This window comes from Halorussus amylolyticus, from assembly GCF_004143485.2.
Lineage (GTDB): Archaea > Halobacteriota > Halobacteria > Halobacteriales > Haladaptataceae > Halorussus > Halorussus amylolyticus.
Map to the genome: position 1 here is coordinate 1 of NZ_ML974140.1, position 15646 is coordinate 15646.

General features: G+C 64.6%; 17 protein-coding genes. 5 read left to right on the top strand and 12 right to left on the bottom strand.

The features are described 5' to 3' along the window. Positions 1-23: 23 nt before the first annotated feature. The 8 genes from EKH81_RS15725 to EKH81_RS15760 all read right to left on the bottom strand — a co-directional run bounded on the left by EKH81_RS15725 (position 24) and on the right by EKH81_RS15760 (position 7591). The gene (locus tag EKH81_RS15725; protein ID WP_132059950.1) at positions 24-263 is read right to left on the bottom strand and encodes a DUF5816 domain-containing protein; all 240 of its coding nucleotides are present in this window, start codon (positions 261-263) and stop codon (positions 24-26) included. Positions 264-338: 75 nt separating this feature from the next. After that, entirely contained in the window at positions 339-1412 is a 1074-nt protein-coding gene (locus EKH81_RS15730) for a Gfo/Idh/MocA family protein (RefSeq protein ID WP_132059949.1), read from the bottom strand. A gap of 122 nt (positions 1413-1534) precedes the next feature. Continuing rightward, positions 1535-1738 (bottom strand): DUF8005 family protein, encoded by a 204-nt coding sequence (locus tag EKH81_RS15735; RefSeq protein WP_132059947.1) that lies wholly within the window; start codon positions 1736-1738, stop codon positions 1535-1537. Further along, positions 1738-2925: an ABC transporter ATP-binding protein gene (locus EKH81_RS15740; RefSeq protein WP_132059945.1), complete on the bottom strand. Its 1188-nt coding sequence runs from the start codon at positions 2923-2925 to the stop codon at positions 1738-1740. The genes EKH81_RS15735 and EKH81_RS15740 overlap by 1 nt, the downstream gene beginning before the upstream one ends. Before the next feature lie 6 nt (positions 2926-2931). Continuing rightward, positions 2932-3855, bottom strand: coding sequence for a carbohydrate ABC transporter permease (locus tag EKH81_RS15745; RefSeq protein ID WP_132059943.1), 924 nt, complete (start codon positions 3853-3855; stop codon positions 2932-2934). A 2-nt stretch (positions 3856-3857) separates the two neighbouring features. Then, on the bottom strand, positions 3858-4847 hold the full coding sequence (locus EKH81_RS15750) for a carbohydrate ABC transporter permease (protein ID WP_132059941.1): 990 nt from the start codon (positions 4845-4847) through the stop codon (positions 3858-3860). Positions 4848-4879: 32 nt separating this feature from the next. Then, positions 4880-6349 carry an extracellular solute-binding protein gene (locus tag EKH81_RS15755; RefSeq protein WP_368407719.1) on the bottom strand — a complete coding sequence of 490 codons (1470 nt, stop codon included), beginning with the start codon at positions 6347-6349 and terminating at the stop codon, positions 4880-4882. Between the two features lie 255 nt (positions 6350-6604). Further along, positions 6605-7591, bottom strand: coding sequence for an aldo/keto reductase (locus EKH81_RS15760; RefSeq protein ID WP_132059937.1), 987 nt, complete (start codon positions 7589-7591; stop codon positions 6605-6607). Positions 7592-7722: 131 nt separating this feature from the next. Here EKH81_RS15760 and EKH81_RS15765 point away from each other — a divergent pair, with 131 nt between their 5' ends. Together EKH81_RS15765 and EKH81_RS15770 are read left to right on the top strand one after the other, a co-directional pair. Continuing rightward, entirely contained in the window at positions 7723-8688 is a 966-nt protein-coding gene (locus EKH81_RS15765; protein ID WP_132059935.1) for a DUF8054 domain-containing protein, read from the top strand. 153 nt (positions 8689-8841) lie between these two features. Then, entirely contained in the window at positions 8842-9264 is a 423-nt protein-coding gene (locus tag EKH81_RS15770) for an HIT family protein (RefSeq protein WP_238392214.1), read from the top strand. Between the two features lie 86 nt (positions 9265-9350). Here the strand turns inward: EKH81_RS15770 and trmB are convergent, their stop codons facing one another. Further along, the gene (trmB, locus tag EKH81_RS15775; RefSeq protein WP_132059933.1) at positions 9351-10400 is read right to left on the bottom strand and encodes an HTH-type sugar sensing transcriptional regulator TrmB; all 1050 of its coding nucleotides are present in this window, start codon (positions 10398-10400) and stop codon (positions 9351-9353) included. Between the two features lie 202 nt (positions 10401-10602). On the opposite strand from trmB, the gene EKH81_RS15780 reads away from it, so the two are divergent. Continuing rightward, the gene (locus tag EKH81_RS15780) at positions 10603-11280 is read left to right on the top strand and encodes a DUF4397 domain-containing protein (protein WP_132059931.1); all 678 of its coding nucleotides are present in this window, start codon (positions 10603-10605) and stop codon (positions 11278-11280) included. 83 nt (positions 11281-11363) lie between these two features. Here the strand turns inward: EKH81_RS15780 and EKH81_RS15785 are convergent, their stop codons facing one another. Beyond that, entirely contained in the window at positions 11364-12113 is a 750-nt protein-coding gene (locus tag EKH81_RS15785; protein ID WP_132059929.1) for a proteasome assembly chaperone family protein, read from the bottom strand. Positions 12114-12230: 117 nt separating this feature from the next. Here EKH81_RS15785 and EKH81_RS15790 point away from each other — a divergent pair, with 117 nt between their 5' ends. After that, positions 12231-13190 (top strand): mechanosensitive ion channel family protein, encoded by a 960-nt coding sequence (locus EKH81_RS15790; protein WP_132059927.1) that lies wholly within the window; start codon positions 12231-12233, stop codon positions 13188-13190. A 10-nt stretch (positions 13191-13200) separates the two neighbouring features. Here the strand turns inward: EKH81_RS15790 and EKH81_RS15795 are convergent, their stop codons facing one another. Then, a complete protein-coding gene (locus EKH81_RS15795; protein WP_132059925.1) occupies positions 13201-13617 on the bottom strand; it encodes a universal stress protein in 417 nt (138 codons plus the stop codon). A gap of 28 nt (positions 13618-13645) precedes the next feature. Then, positions 13646-14992 carry a bifunctional metallophosphatase/5'-nucleotidase gene (locus EKH81_RS15800; protein WP_132059923.1) on the bottom strand — a complete coding sequence of 449 codons (1347 nt, stop codon included), beginning with the start codon at positions 14990-14992 and terminating at the stop codon, positions 13646-13648. A gap of 108 nt (positions 14993-15100) precedes the next feature. On the opposite strand from EKH81_RS15800, the gene EKH81_RS15805 reads away from it, so the two are divergent. After that, entirely contained in the window at positions 15101-15301 is a 201-nt protein-coding gene (locus tag EKH81_RS15805; RefSeq protein WP_132059921.1) for a hypothetical protein, read from the top strand. Positions 15302-15646 lie beyond the last annotated feature (345 nt).

The following is a 15646-nucleotide window of genomic DNA, read 5'->3' on the forward strand; positions in this document are numbered from 1 at the left end:
AGGTGCGACTCTGCGAGTCGCACCTACTCGTGGGCCGCGTCCCACTCGGTCGGCTTTCGGATGTTGCCACAGACGTTGCACTCGATGCGGCCCATCGAGTCCATCGCGTTGTCGATTCGCTCGCAGTTGTCGCAGAAGTAGCCGTAGCGATTCTCGCGGTCCTCGCCGCCGTAGACGACGAAAAAGGCACCTTTCGAACCACGCTCGGCCTCCTCGCGGGCGACGTACACCGTCCGGCCGTCTCCCGTCGTGGTCGTGTTCATCGTTCGGTCGTAGTCGGGCGCGGGATTTAGGCGTACTGCTCGGTCGGCGTCAAATACGGTCTCGGTCGGAGAAAGTCAGTCGAGTCGAATCGCGCGGTCCTCGTCGTTCGACCGGTAGATGGCGTCGATGACGCGCTGGACTTCGAGCGCCTGCTCGACCGTGTTTCGCTCGGGCGGCGACCCGCGCCGGACCGCGTCGAAGAACGCGCGCTGTTCGGCCTTGTGAGGGTCCTCGTGGCGCGTCTTGATTTCGGAGTCCGAGAAGTGGTCGGTGCCCTGCTGGCCCGTCTCGTACACCGTGAGCGAGTCGTCGGCCTTGTCGAAGGTCGCACCCGCTTCGGTCCCGCGGATGATGAACTCCTCGTCTGGAGAACGGTTGGCGGCCCACGCGACTTCGAGCGCGATGGTCTTGCCGCCCTCGCATCGCAGGAACGCGCTCACGGAGTCGTCAACCGAGAAGTCGCCCGACTGGGTGTCGTCGCCCCACATTTCGAGGTAGGCGTAATCCTCGCGAGTGCCGAACTGCGACCGAATCGTGCCCGAGACCTCCGTCACCTTCGGGAAGTCCTGGAAGTGGAGCGCGAGGTCGATGGCGTGAACGCCGATGTCGATGAGCGCGCCGCCGCCCGCGATGTCGCGGTTCGTGAACCACGACCCCCGGCCGGGAATCCCGCGGCGTCGGATGAAGTTGGCCTCGACGTGGCGGGTGTCGCCGAACCGACCCTCGTCCTGATACCCCTTGAGGACCTCGACGGGGTTGCGATAGCGGTTGTGGAAGCCGACCATGCAGAATCCCGAGGAGTTGTAGTCGGCCTCCGCGATGCGCTCGGCGCTTTCGAGCGAGTGGGCCAGCGGCTTCTCCAAGAGCACGTCGAGACCCGACTCGAGCGCCGCAATCGCGTACTCCTCGTGGAACTTGTTCGGCGTCGTGACGATGACCGCGTCCACGTCGGCTTCGTAGAGGTCCTCGTAGCTCTCGAACGACTCGACTCCGTACTTTTCGGCGAACCGGGCGCGCGCGTCGGGGTTGATATCGACACCGCCGACGATATCGACGCCGGGGATGTCCACGATTCTATCGGCGTGGTGGTGGCCGATGTTACCCAACCCGACGAACCCGACTCGAACCGTCTCATTCGAACTAGACATAGGTGCTATTGATAGCCAACCATGAGATGTTGTTAGGTTTTTCCCTTCTGCGTTCGTTCATCGCGCTGTCGCCTTTCTTTCCCGCGAAAATTGACTGAATAACGACGGAAGACGGCGTCGTCTCAGTACAACTGTCGCTCGGTCTCCTCGCGTTCGCTCTCGCGTTCGGCCTCCTTCTTGCGCTCCCTGCGAGCCGCAATCATCGCTCGAATGGCGGGGATGTACTTGTTCTTCACGTCGAGGACGAACGAGACGATACCGTACGCCCAGAAGAAAAACAGCACCGTCCCGCCGACCAGATACAGCCATCCGAGCGTCGTCACCATCAGTCGTCACCCTCCGCTTCGGTCCCGGCGGGTCCGGGTTCGACCGCGGCGAACTCCAGACTGTGACTGATGGCGTCGCCCGTCTCGGTGTCGAACAGGTGGGCGCGCTCGCGGTCGAGGACGACCTCCACGTCGGTGTCCTCGGAGATGTCCGAGGAGGGGTCCACGCTCATCAGGAGCTGATTCTGCGGCATCGCGTCGTCGGCCTCCATCGTCGGGTCGGCGTCGCCGGTCAGGAGGTAGACGAATATCTCGTCGCCCATCGGCTCCAGCACGTCGGTCCGGGCCGCAATCGGCTGGGTCGGATTCGAGACGTTCTCGCTCTTCTCGCGGAGGTACACGTCCTCCGGTCGGACGCCGAGCGTCAGCGCGTCGCCCGGCGTGACGCCCGAGAGCTGTCCGGGGTCGAACTCCACGTCGAAGTCGGGGGTCGAGAGACCGCTCGCGGTGACTTCGCCTTCGACGAAGTTCATCGACGGCGACCCGATGAATCCCGCGACGAACAGATTCTGGGGTTCGTTGTAGCAGACCAGCGGCGGGTCTATCTGCTGGAGTTCCCCGCCGTCGATGATGGCGATGCGGTCGGACATCGTCATCGCCTCGGCCTGGTCGTGGGTCACGTAGATGATGGTGGTGTCGAGTTCCTTGTGGAGTCGCTGGAGCTCGGTCCGCATGTGGACCCGGAGCTTCGCATCGAGGTTCGCCAGCGGCTCGTCCATCAGGAACACCTCGGGTTCGCGCACGATGGCGCGCGCGATGGCGACCCGCTGGCGCTGCCCGCCCGACATCTCGTCGGGCATCCGTTCGAGCATGCCCTCCAACTGGACGATGTCCGAGGCGCGCTCGACCCGGCGGTCGATTTCCTCTTTCGGGTAGTCCCGAAGTCGCAGGCCGAAGCTGATGTTGTCGTACACGTCCATGTGCGGGAACAGCGCGATGTTCTGGAACACCATCGCGATGCCCCGGTCTTTCGGCGGGAGGTTCGTCACCTCCTTTTCCGCGATGGTGATGGTTCCCTCCGTGGGCTTGGTCAGCCCCGCGATGGTCTCCAGCGTGGTGGACTTCCCGCACCCCGACGGGCCGACGAGCGTGACGAACTCGCCGTCCCTGATGTCGAGGTTCATGTCGTTCACTGCCGTTACGTCCGCGTAGCGTTTCGTGACGCCGTCTAAGATTACTTTACCCATTGTGAATCACTCCTTGAGTGCTCCCGCGGTGAGTCCGCTCACGATTTTCTCCTGTGCGACCACGACGATGATGGCGACCGGGAGGACGCCGACGATGCTCGCCGCGGCCATGAGGTTGTACAGCTCGGAGTACTGGCCCTGATAGCTCAGGATACCCCAGACCAGCGGTGCCCACTGGTCGGCCTCCCCGGTCGTCATGATGAACGAGAAGAAGAACTCGTTGTACACCGAAATAAAGGTTAGTACGCCCGCGGTGGCGACGCCGGGTGCCGACAGCGGCACGATGACCCGGAACAGCGCGCCGAGCCGCGTCGTCCCCTCGATTCTCGCGGCGTCCTCCAGGCCGTCCGGAATCTGGCCGTAGAACGTCGAGAGGATGAAGATGGACAGCGGCATGAACAGCGCGCTGAACGGGAGTATCATCGCGAACGGCGTGTTGAACAGTTCAGGTGGAGCGACCCCGAACAGCGTTACGTTCCCGGTGAACAGTCGGAACAGCGGGATGACGAACGCGGCTGGCGGGAAGTACGACACCGCGAGGATGAGCAACATCAGCGGCGCTTTCCCGGGGAAGTCGAGCCTGCCGAACACGTAGCCCGCGAGGCTCGCCAGCACCAACACGACCGCGGTCGTGACGATGCCGAGCACGAAGCTGTTGAACACGTAGAGGTGGAACGGCACCTGTTGGAACACCTCGATGAACGCGCCGGGGTTGAAGCCGTTCGGCACCGGCGGGAAGCCGAAGTTGGCGATGGCGTCGTTCGGCGTGAGCGCCAGCACCAGCAGCCAGTAGAACGGGAACAGCGTCGTGAACAGGAAGAAGATGGTGGCGACGTAGAACATCGCTCGGTACACCTTCTCGGGGTTCTGGATTGACGAGTCGACCCACCGCGAGAGCGGTCCTTGCTCGGTTTCTGATTCTGTAGCCATGGTTATCCGGAAGCCTCCTCGGTATCCGCGTATTTCACGATGTACACCGAGACGACGACGCCGATGAGCGCCGCGGTGATGAACGCGATTGCCGCCGACGTGCCGTACATCCGCGAACCGCGGAACGTCGAGACGACGAGACACGACAGCGACGGCACCGTGTTACAGCCCGAAACCGTCTCGATGATGCCGTACACCCGCATCGCGCCGATGGTTCGGAACAGCATCGCGACCAGCACCGACGGCAACACCAACGGCAGGGTTATCATCTTGAACTGCTGGAACTTCGACGCGCCCGCGACCCTCCCGACGTCGTAGAGGCTCCTATCGACGCTCTGGAGCCCCGCGAGGATGATGAGCGCCATGAACGCCGACGTCTTCCACACGTCGGCGACCACGAGGATGATGACCGAGTCAACCGAGTTGGTCAGCGGCGTCGCGGTGAATACGCCCCAGTTCTGGAGCGGTTCGACGAGGAAGCCGATGTTGGGCTGGAACAGCAGGAAGAAAATCATCCCCTGAATCACGATGGGCACCGCCCACGGGAGGATGATTGCGACCCGAACCCACCGCCGACCGCGGAACTCCTGGTCGAGGACGAGCGCCTGTCCGAATCCGACGATGGTCTCGAAGAAGACGCTCACCGCGGTGAAGATGAGTGTCACGGTCAGCGCGCTTCGGAACGGGGCGTTCAGGTCGAGGAACGGCCGGACCAGCACCACGTCGCGCTGGCCGGTCAGCAGCTCGACGTAGTTCTGCAGGCCGACGAACTCCCCGAGCGCGCTCGCCCCGACGAGGCTGTCGGCGTACAGCGACATCCGAAACGTGCTCAACAGCGGCCAGAACGCGATGAGCGCGAGCAACAGCAGGACCGGCGTCAACAGCAGGTACGCGAACTGCGTGTCGCTCAGGTTCTCCATCCAGCGAACGACGGCGACGTACGGTCCCGAGCGTCGAGTGTCCCGGACGTCGTCTTCGGTCGAAGTGGACATAAAAATCGTGTAAGATTTGAAGCGCCTTATGTTTATGCGCTCTGCTCGATTTCCTCGAGCTGTTGTTGGAGCGTGCTCATCGCCGAGACGGGGTCACCGCTCTCGGAGTAGGCGTCGTTGACCTGCTGGGCGATGCGTTGGGACTGGTTTGGCCATATTGGCGTGACGGGGCGCGGAATCGCGTTCTCGCCAGCCACCTTGAGCTGCGGGAGGAACTGACCCATGATGGGCACCTCGCCGGCTCGGTCGGTGTCGAGCAGGTCGGGCTCCGGCGGTAGGAAGCCGAGTTCTTCGAACAGCGCGAGCTTGAACTCCTCGCTCATCATCGCGGTGAGCACTTCGAGCGCGGCCTCCTTGTTCTCGGAGTTCGGATTGATGGCGTTGTGCCACCCGCCGAGCGCCGCGACGGGACCGCCCGTTCCGGGGTACTCGGCCTCGTCTTCGGTCACGGCGTACGGAATCGGCATCACTCCGAGGTCGTCGCCGAGGTTGTCTTCGGAGGCGCTCGTGTTGATTGCGTACGGCCAGTTGCGGTGCATCACCGCGTTTCCGTTCGTGAACGGCTTTCGCGACGGCTCCTCGGTCCACTGGAGGACCGCGTCGGGCGAGATGTCGCCCGCGTAGTCGTCGAGGGTTTCCTCGGCGTCCGAGCCGTGGATGAACGTCCGAATCATCCGAACCGAGTCCACGACCTGGTCCTCGCCGACGGTGACCGGTCGGTCGCCAATCGGGCCGAAGAGGTTCTCCTCGGGGTTGCCGAAGTACGCGCCGCCCCAGCTCGTCATGAACTCGTTGAAGTCACAGCACGCCAGTCCCTCGTAGGAGTCGGCCTGGAACGTGAATCCGTAGTCCACGTCGTCGTTGGCGTCGAGCGCCTCGCTGGTGACGTTCGAGAACTCCTGCCACGTCATCGACTCCTCGGCCCACGTCTCGAAGTCGTCTTCGCCGTACCCGGCCTCCGAGACGTACGACTTGTTGTACTGCATCGTGGGGAAGTCCGGGAACAGCGGAATCGCGAACAGGTCGCCGTCCGGCCCTCTCGCGGTCGAGACGCTCGCCTGGAAGTAGTCGTCTTCGAGTTGGGAAATCCGGTCGCTCCCGAGCATCCCGCTCAGATTCTGAAGTTGGTCGCGCATGATGAACGGAATCGTCCACCCGCTGTCCACGTAGAGGATGTCGGGCTTGCTCCGACCCGCCGAGAGCCACTGCTGGTACTGGGCCTGCCGGTCGTCGGTCACGCTCGACCCCGCGAGAATCTCCACTTCGATGTCGTTCGACAGGCCGTTCTCGTGGAGCACGTCCTGAAGCGTGTCCCAGACGTCCTCGAAGTCGGGGTCGGTGGCCCACTGGAGGGTGGTGGTGCCGCCGTCGTTGTCCACGCTTCCCGTCGTCGTGCCCGAATCGTCGCTCCCGCCCTCGGTGGTCGTGTCCTGACTCCCGCCACCGTCGCCCGTACAGCCCGCGAGACCGACCGCCGCGCCGGACGCGCCGACCGCTCTCACGAAGTTCCGGCGAGAGACGGAACCCGTTCGTCCATCCGAGTCGTGCGAATTATTATCTACCATTTCAGTTAGTATCACGGTGTTTGCCCATTTATATCTTAGTGTTAGTAACTACTGCAGTTGTTGTAACTTTTTAGACGTTATTGAGCGCGTTACGCCTGAAAACACCAGTACGGTGCGGCGATAATTCGAACTACTCTAGCTATCAACTAATCCGAAGTAGAGTGTTATTTTCCTGTCAAAAGTCGCGGGCGGCTACAGGTTGGCGATGGCGCGCGCCCAGACCGGGTCCTTCGGCGCTTCGAGGCGGGCCACCTCGTCGTCCGAGAGCGTCACGTCGAGCGCGCCGACGTTCTCTTCGAGGTGGTCGATAGTCCGCGGGCCGATGATGGGGGCGTCCACCACCTCCTTGTGGAGGAGCCACGCGAGGCTGACCTGCGCTGGGGAAGCGCCCTTCTCGTCGGCGAGGGTTCGAACCTCGTCGAGTACGGCCCAGTTCTCGTCGGTGAACCGTTCGCGAGTGTGCTCGTCGGTGGCGGCCCGCCCCTCGTCGGGGTCCTCGTCGCGGTCGTACTTCCCGGTCAGAAAGCCACCCGCGAGCGGACTCCACGGAACGACGCCGATTCCCTGGTCGGCACAGACCGGTAGGACGTTCTCCTCCTCGTGGCGGTCCACGAGGTTGTACTCGGGTTGCATGCACGCGAAGCGCCGATAGTCGTTCACGTCGCTCTCGTAGAGCGCCTTCGTGAACTGCCACGCCGCCATCGTGGAGGCTCCGAGATACCGGACTTTGCCGGTCTCCACGAGATGGTCGAGCGCGTCGAGGGTCTCCTCGACGGGCGTGGTCTCGTCCCACCGGTGAATCTGATAGAGGTCGATGTAGTCGGTACCGAGTCGCTCCAGACTCGCTTCGGCTTGGTCCAAGATGTGCTTGCGCGAGAGGCCCTGCGAGTTCGGACCGTCGCCCATCGACCCGTACACCTTCGTCGCGACGACGAGTTCGTCGCGGTCGTACTCCTCGATGGCTTTCCCGACGATTCGCTCGCTCTCGCCGCGCGAGTAGACGTTCGCGGTATCGAGGAAATTGATACCGAGGTCGATTGCGCGGTCGATGAGTTCGACGCTCGCCTCCTCGTCGTTCATCATCCACTCCGTATCGCTCCCGAAGTTCATGCACCCCAAACAGAGTCGCGAGACTTCGAGACCTGTGTCGCCGAGTTTCGTGTAGTCCATCTCCGTCATGCACCGAAGTACGGAGCGCCGCGACAAAACGGTAGGGGACCGAACCGGGCGAACCCGGAAATCGGGACGTGACTCGCAAAACCGGACGAGACCTGCAAAGGCTGAAGGCCCGCCTCTCCGTTTGGGGACGTATGCCTTCGCTACTCGACCGGCTTCGAAACCCGGCATACACCGGCGAGGGGCGGTGTTGGCCGTGTACCGTCGCGAACGCGATATTCCTGCTTCTCGCGTGCGCAGGCATCTCGCGGCGGCGCTCGCGCGCGAGCGCCGCCGCGCTCGGACTCGTCGGTGCGGCGGTCATCACGCTCCGGGGGTACCTCGTCCCGTACACCCCGCGGTTCGCGCCGCGCCTCGCGGCGCGGCTTCCGGGCGACCCGTTCGAAGTCGCACACTCGAAACCGACGCCGCCGACAGCGACGCTCGCGCCCGCGACGCCGCCGACAACTGACGGTGGGGAGTCGTCGAGAGCTGACGACACGGACGACGATGACACGGGCTACGACGCCACCGACGATTCCACCGGCGATGCCGACGCGACCCCGACGCCCGAGGCGTCGGGGTCGCTCGTGGACGACGAGGAGACCGGCGAGCGCGTGCTGACCGCGCTCCTCGAACGCGGCGTGGTGGTCGCCGACGACGAGACGCTCTCGCTCGACGGGGAGTTCCGCGAGGCGTGGCGCGCGCAGGTCCGCGACCTGCGCGAGCGCGACGACTCGTACCTCGCGGCGACGCTCGAAGCCGCCGCGCCCGAGGGACTCGTCGCCGAAGTGGTCGAACCCCGAGACGAGGTCTGGGTCGTCGTCTCCGACGGGAGCGACGACCCGGCCAACGAGCGATGGCTGGCCCGCCCCGTCGCGGTCGCGGACGCGGCCGCGGCGCGGGCGCTCGCCGACCGGACCGACCTCGCGCCCGACGTGCGCGCTCGCGTCGTCGGGCCGCTCCGGACGTTCCTCGAATCGTGTCCCGCGTGCGACGGCCCGGTCGAGGAGACGACCACCATGAACTGCTGTGGCGGGCCGAGCGGCGCGCGCGTCGATGCGCCCGACGACGTGCTGGCGTGCGCCGACTGCGGCGCGCGCCTCTACACGTTCGAGTAGTTCGACGGCGATTCTCCGAAAAGGCGGCCTTGTCGAAATTCACAGTCGTTGCTGAGAACGGCGTACCGAATACCGCGGATACGTTCTGCACGGGGTGAACACGTGGCACCGAAAGTCGGTGGAACTTTCGTCGGCGCGGAGCACTGGCACGTTGTGTCAGATTGTGTATTCTGCTCGATTGTCGCCGAGGATTCGCCCGCATATCGGTTGTATGAAGACGAGCACTCGCTCGCCTTCCTCGATATCGAACCTGCGACTCGGGGCCACGCGCTCGTCGTTCCGAAGGCACACTACGAAACGGTAACCGACATGCCGAACGCGCTCGCCGGAGCAGTGTTCCAGACGGTACACCGCGTTGCAGGTGCGCTCGAATCGGTCTACCGACTCGATGGCTTCAACGTCCTTCAGGCGAACGGCGTCGCCGCAGGACAAGAAGTCTTCCACGCTCACGTTCACGTCATTCCTCGATACCGAGACGATACCGTAGACCTGGGGTGGAGTGGCAAGCCTGCCGATGAAACGATACAACAGGAGGTTGCCGCGACGGTTCGAGACGAATTAGCTTCCCGGTCGTGACCAACACGCGCTCCGATTCAGCACGACTGTAGAAACTCAACATCGAGCGAGGAGTTCAACGGAGCCCAAAAAGCAACTTCGCCGACTCAGGGCGGCGTGATGCGCGCGACCTGAATCTCGTGGGCTTCGATGTCTTCGAGCGCGGCGACCTGCCCGCCGACCGTGACCTCACCGTCGTCGGTCTCGATAGTCATCCCGGCTACGCGCTCGCCGCCCTCGAACGAGAAGCCGACGACCGTTCCCTCGACCACGCGGGACGCCCCGGTCTCGATGTCGCGGCCCTCGATGGTGGCGCGGAACTCGCCGTCGAGTTCCTGTAACTCTTTGACGCACCGACGGATGGAGGCGTAGCGTCGGGGGAACGGCCGGTCCTCGCCGTCGGTCGAGAGGGTGCGCTCGGCGGTGGTCCACAGCACCGTGCCGAAGAAGCCCGAGACGAGGAAGCCGAGCGCCGACCGATTGAAGATGACGCCGTATCGGTCCTCGTCGTCCCGGAGCGCGTCTTGGGTCGCGTACATGGAGTACTCGCCGTCGGCGACGGCGACGACCGGCGTGGTGATGCCCCGGCGGGCGCGCACGGTGGTCGCGACGCGCTCGTAGTCGTACTCGTCGGGACCGGGGACCTCGGAGGCGGGCGTGATGAGGAGTTCGATGCTCACGCCCGAGTCGATGGCGCTGGCGAGTTCGTCCTCGAACCGCCCGAGCAGGTCGGGCGTCAGCGAGAGCGCGAGTTCGAACTCCGCGGTCTCGATAACGTCTTCGAGATAGCGCAGGATAGTCGAGCGCGATTTGACGAGCGAGACGGCCTCCGTCTCGCGGGCGGGGGCGGTGTATCGGGCCTCCAACTCCGAGACCATCTCCATCAGCGACGACTGAATCCCCGAGAACGCCTCGTCGGGGTCTACCGCGATGACCTTCATCGGACGCGACTCCCGGAGTTCCACGAGTCCGCGGTCGCTGAGGCTTCGAACCGTGTCGTACACCCGCGGTTGGGGGATGTCGGTCCGGTCAGCGATTTCGCTCGCGGTCAGATTTCCGTGTTCGAGCACCGTGAGATAGGCGTCGATTTCGTACTCGCCGAGGTCGAATCGGTCGCCGACCCGTTCCATGCTCGCGCGCAAGTCGTCGGAGGTCATATGCGTGGAGTGTGTCCCGCGGGGTAAATGATTTATCCGGTTTCGAGTAGCACGGAGTTCCGAAAACGGGTTTTATTATTCTCGTACAAGAGTCGAACCAACGCAAGACCCCGGTGAGGCCCGCGAAATCGGTCGCGTGTCGTGACAAGTATCGGCCAAAGCAATTATTGAGAAACTGTCCTAACCGTTCCCCGGGGGGAATATGACAGCAAATCAATCCCGACGTACAGTACTGAAAGCCCTCGGTGTCGCGGGTTCGGCCGCACTCGTGGGGGGAAGCGCGACCGGGTCGGTCGTAGCGGCAGACAAACAAGCCTACGTTCGTGTTGCACACGCGTCACCCGACGCACCGGCCGTTGACGTGTTCGTCAACGGAAACGCGGTCCTAGAGGGCGTCGAATTCGGCACGATTAGCGACTACCTTGAACTCGACCCCGGCGAGTACACGTTCGAAGTGGCTCCCGCGGGCGAGGGCCGAGACGCCGCCGTGCTTCAGGCGAGCGCGTCCGTGAACGCGGGGACGTTCTACACCGTCGCGGCAATCGGAACGCTCGACCAGATAGACGCCGCGGTCTTGACCGACAACACGACCAGACTCCGCGCGGTTCACTTCGCGCCCGACGCACCGGCGGTGGACGTGGCGGTCGTGGACGGGCCGACGCTGTTCGAAGGCCTCGAGTTCGGCGACGCGAGCGGCTACCGAGAGGTGAACGCCGGAACGTACGACCTCGCGGTGCAGGTGTCCGAGAGCGGCGACACGGTGGCGACGTTCGAAGGCGTCACGCTCGCGCCGAGCACGACGTACTCGGCGTTCGCGCTGGGGACGGTCGCGGACGACGACGCACCGTTCACGGTGGAACTGGTGTGCGACGAGGCGTAGGAGCGATTCGGGGCGGCGGCCGCTGAACGACGCGGCGAACGGGACCGTCGTTCCATTTTTGCGGCGGTGTCAGCGTTCGAGAGCTACATGTACATCCGGTCTTCGGGCATCTCGGCGTCCGCACGCTCGGAGAGCCGATTCGAGAGTTCCTCGTAGTACTCGCGGACTTCCTCGGCGAACGACTCCAGCGGCTCGGTGTCGATGTCGAGGTCGTAGGTGCGCTCGACCGCGTCGAGCAGTCGAATCGCGGCGTCCACGTCGGGGGCCTGCGCATGGACGGGCGTGACGAACACCGCGGTTCGGAGGCTCGATTCCAGCCCTCGGGCCACGAGTTCGGCGTTCACGCCGTCGAGAAACCCCTTCCCCATCGGCGGGATGTCGGTGTCGGTGAGGCGGTGGTCGTGGTAGTCGTCGGTAGCGACGTAGAACGTCTGGTGCTCTTCGGGCGCGTGGGGAATCGTGACCCCGTTGAGGACCGCGACCTCCTCGACCCCGTTGGTCTCGGTCCAGTCCAGAACCGCGTCACTGAACGGCTTGGCCGCCCATATCGGGACGAACAGTTCGCCGACCAGCACGGTCAAATCTCGGCCCTCGTGGGAGAACAGCCGCGTGTGGTGACGTGGACGACCCTCTTCGAACGGCGTTATCGCGGGCAACTGCTCGGCGGTGATGTGACCCACCTCCTCGAAGTCGAGGTGGTCCACGAGGTAATCGACCGCCGTGAGTCCCGCGAGACCGAACTGCGAGAACCCTGCGAGCAGGGTTTCGTCCGGACTCTCGGCGGTGATTTCGAACGAGGCACTCGTCTGTTTCGACGGTTGCGCTCCCGGCATACGACCGGGTACGGCGAACGCTGGCTTAGGTCTTTGTGGCGAGCAGCGTGCAGAGGCGGGTCGGCGGCCGATTCGACAACCCCTAGCGTTTTGCCAGCGCCGAGAGAGGGTGGACGCATGGCGAGCGCAGAGGCCGTGGTCCGGCGGGTGGTGAACGAGATACTCGCATCGCAGGCCGCGGACTGGTTCACGGCGATACTCCTGCTGTTCTTGGGGTGGTACGCCGGGCGAGTCGTCGTCAGACTCGTAGGTCGGTCGGTTGCCCGCCGATTCCAGCGCCCGAGCCTGACGAAGACGGTCCTCGGAGGAATCCGCGCGGGGGTGTTCATGCTCGGCGTGTTCGCGGCCGCCAGCACGCTCGACTTTCAGGCGACCGACATCCTGCTGTCGGTGACGGTGTTCTCCGCCGTGTTGGGTCTCGTGCTCGCGCCCATCATCGGGAGCGTTATCAACGGCCTGTTCGTCCTGGCCGACCAGCCGTACGAAATCGGCGACATGATAGAAATCGTGGACCTCGATACTCGGGGGTACATCGAGGACATCACCATCCGGTACACCAAGGTGTTCACGCTCGAAAACACCTTCCTCGTGATTCCGAACGCCAACATGCGCGACCGCGACATCATCAACTTCTCCGCGGAGGACACCCGCTCGCGCCTCTCGCTCGAAGTCCTCGTGACCTACGAGGGCGATGTGGAGGAGGCCCGCGCGATTATGGAACGGGCCGCCCGCGAGACTCCCGACGTGGTCGAGGGCGGTCCCGACATCCGAGTCGGCGGCGCGCGCTACCCCTCCGCCCCGGTGTCGTACATCAAGGAGTTCGCCGACCACGGCGTCCTGCTCGACCTGCGCTACTGGGTGAAAGAGCCGTACTACATGCCTCGAATACGGTCGAAAATTCAGGAGAAGGTGTGGGACCAACTCGACGACGCCGACGTGGAAATCGCGTACCCCCACCAGCACCACGTGTTCGACGAGAACAGCGGCGTCGCGCGCGTGGATGTCGGCCGCGAGCGCGGACCCGAGACTCGACCCAAAGACCGAGGCTCGCCCGAGGAGTTCGAGTCGTCGGACTGAGACTCGGCGGCTACTCCGCCCGCGACGGCCCGCCGACCGTGATGACTTCGGCGTCCAATTTCCCGCGGAGGTACGTCTCTACGTCGGGGTCCTTGGTCAGCTTTCGGAGCATGCGCCGCCAGCGACCCGCCTGCTTGTGGCCGATGACGACCACTTCGGCCCCCTCGGCCGCGACCTCTTCGAGGATGGTCTCCTCGACCAGAAAGCCGTCTCGAACGACGTATCTGGACCGCGGGATGCGACCGAACTCGGATTCGACCGCGCGCTTGAGTTGGGCGCGGGTCACGTCGTGTCCCTGTTGATAGAGATTCACGTGGAGGATGGTCAGCCCCGACTCGCGCTCCTCGGCCACGCGGATGGCCTCCTCCACGGTCCGCCTGGAGTGAGCGGTCAGCGGGTACCTGACCGGAACGATGATGCGTGCCATTGTCGAAACTCACGCCGCCCGGGCCTTTCTACCTCTCGATTACTCGCCCGTCTGCCACGACGTCGATACCGACCTCGCGGGCGTACTCGACCAGCACCTCGTACTGGATGCCGTGGCGCTCGACCCGGAGGTCGGGGCCGAGCGACGGAAATTCGTCGTCGGTGTGGAGGATGTAGTCCGAGAGCGCGACCGTGTACTCCCGGTCGGGGTCGAGGGCTTCGCCCCCGGCTCGCACGGACTCGACGGTGCAGGCGTCGGGGTCCCACGCGATTTCGACCCCGCTGACCTGTGCGTGCCACCAGTCGGGTTCCGCGAAACCGAGGTCGGGTCCGGCGGCCCACTCGAACGCCGCCCGGAGGGCCGCGCCCGGAACGGCCGCGACGACCACGCGCTCCTCGAACGGCGTGACGCTCACGATGTCGGCCGCCGAAACCTCGCCCGCGAGGGCGTCTCCGGTCCGGACTCCGCCGCTGTTCTGAAGCCCCACCTCCGCGCCGGTCGCCCACCGGTAGGCGTCGGCGACGAAGTTTCCGAGGCGACTCTCGCCGCCGAACAGCGTGGTCTCCGCGCGGTCGATGGGGTCCGAAACGGTGGCGACGACCTCGGAGAGTCCGGTGTCTGCCATCCGGGCGCGCATCGCGTCGGCGACCGACTCGTCCACGGGAAACTCCGCGACCTCGTGGCGCGCGACCGCGCCCGTTCCGAGGTCGATTTCGAGGACGACCGAGCCGCCGTCGCCAGGACGAGTCAGCAGCGTGCCGTCGATTCGGTCGCGGCGCTCGGTCGGGACGTGCCCCCCGAGGATGGCGTCGGCTTCGACTTCGCGCGCCAGCTCCTCGTCGCCTCTACCGAGGTGCGAGAGGACGACCGAGTAGTCGGCGTCGAGGTCCGAGAGCGCCTCGCGTGCGGCCGCCACCGGGTCGGTGAATTCGAGGTCGATGGCGAAAGGATTGAGCGAGGCGGTCCGCGGGGTCGTGACGCCGACGAAGCCGACGCGCTCGCCGCCAGCCTCTACGACCGTCGCGGGCGCGACTCCGGCGTCGGCGGCGAATCGGTCGCCGTCACCCTCGAAGACGTTCGCGCTGACCCACGTCTGAGGCGAGTCAGCCACGAGTCGCCGGAGCGCGGCCGAACCGTGGTCGAACTCGTGGTTGCCGAACGTCTCCACGTCGGGCCGGACCGCGTCGTAGAAGTCGAGCGCCTGCGCGCCGTCGGTGACGAGCGCCAGCACGCCCGGCGAGGTGTTGTCGCCCGACCCCGCGAGGATAGCGTCGTCGCCGTCGAGTTCGCCGAGCAGTCCGGCGAGTCGGCCGACGCGCTCGGGCGAGTCGTAGACGTTCTCGATGTCGGAGTAGTGGAGGAGACGGGGAGTCATTACTCTGGGTTGTCACAGCGGGGGTTTGGTTCCTTCGAGACGCCCCGACTGCGGAGTACAGCGACTGCTCGGCAGTTACTTTTTGCCCGAGCGCACGGTTGGTCTCGTATGAACTGGTGGAAGCCACTCGCCGCGCTCTCGGTCGCGCTACTCGTGTTCGTCGCGGTCGGCAGTCTCCTCAGACTCGTCCGGGCGGCGACCGCGAGCGCCGCGGCACTCGCGGTCGCCGGGTTGCTCGTCATCGCCGTGCTGGCCGTGATTCGGTGGGGTTCGCGGCCGCCGCGGTTGCTCTCGACGCCGTACTGGTAGCGAGAGTGGCACGGTTTCTTATTTCGAAGTTTGAAGTGAAACGGCGGTCGAATATAGAGGTCTAACAGTCCGCACAGCTGGGTGACACTACTCTTTTGTTATTCCTCCTTATAGAGTAAGATGTGTCGAGAAGAGACGCAACGGAAAACGGACTCCGCAAAAGAGAGACGGTGCTGTCTCTCGTCGCTATCGGGTACGTTCTCGTCCTTGCAGGCTTATCTTATAGTATTGTCTCTCAATCGTGGAACGCATTCTCCGGACTACTACTTCTCGGGGTTCTCCTCACAATCCCGTTTATGCTACTGACGTGACTGGTCAGTTCGCGTCATGTACTTATCGAATCAC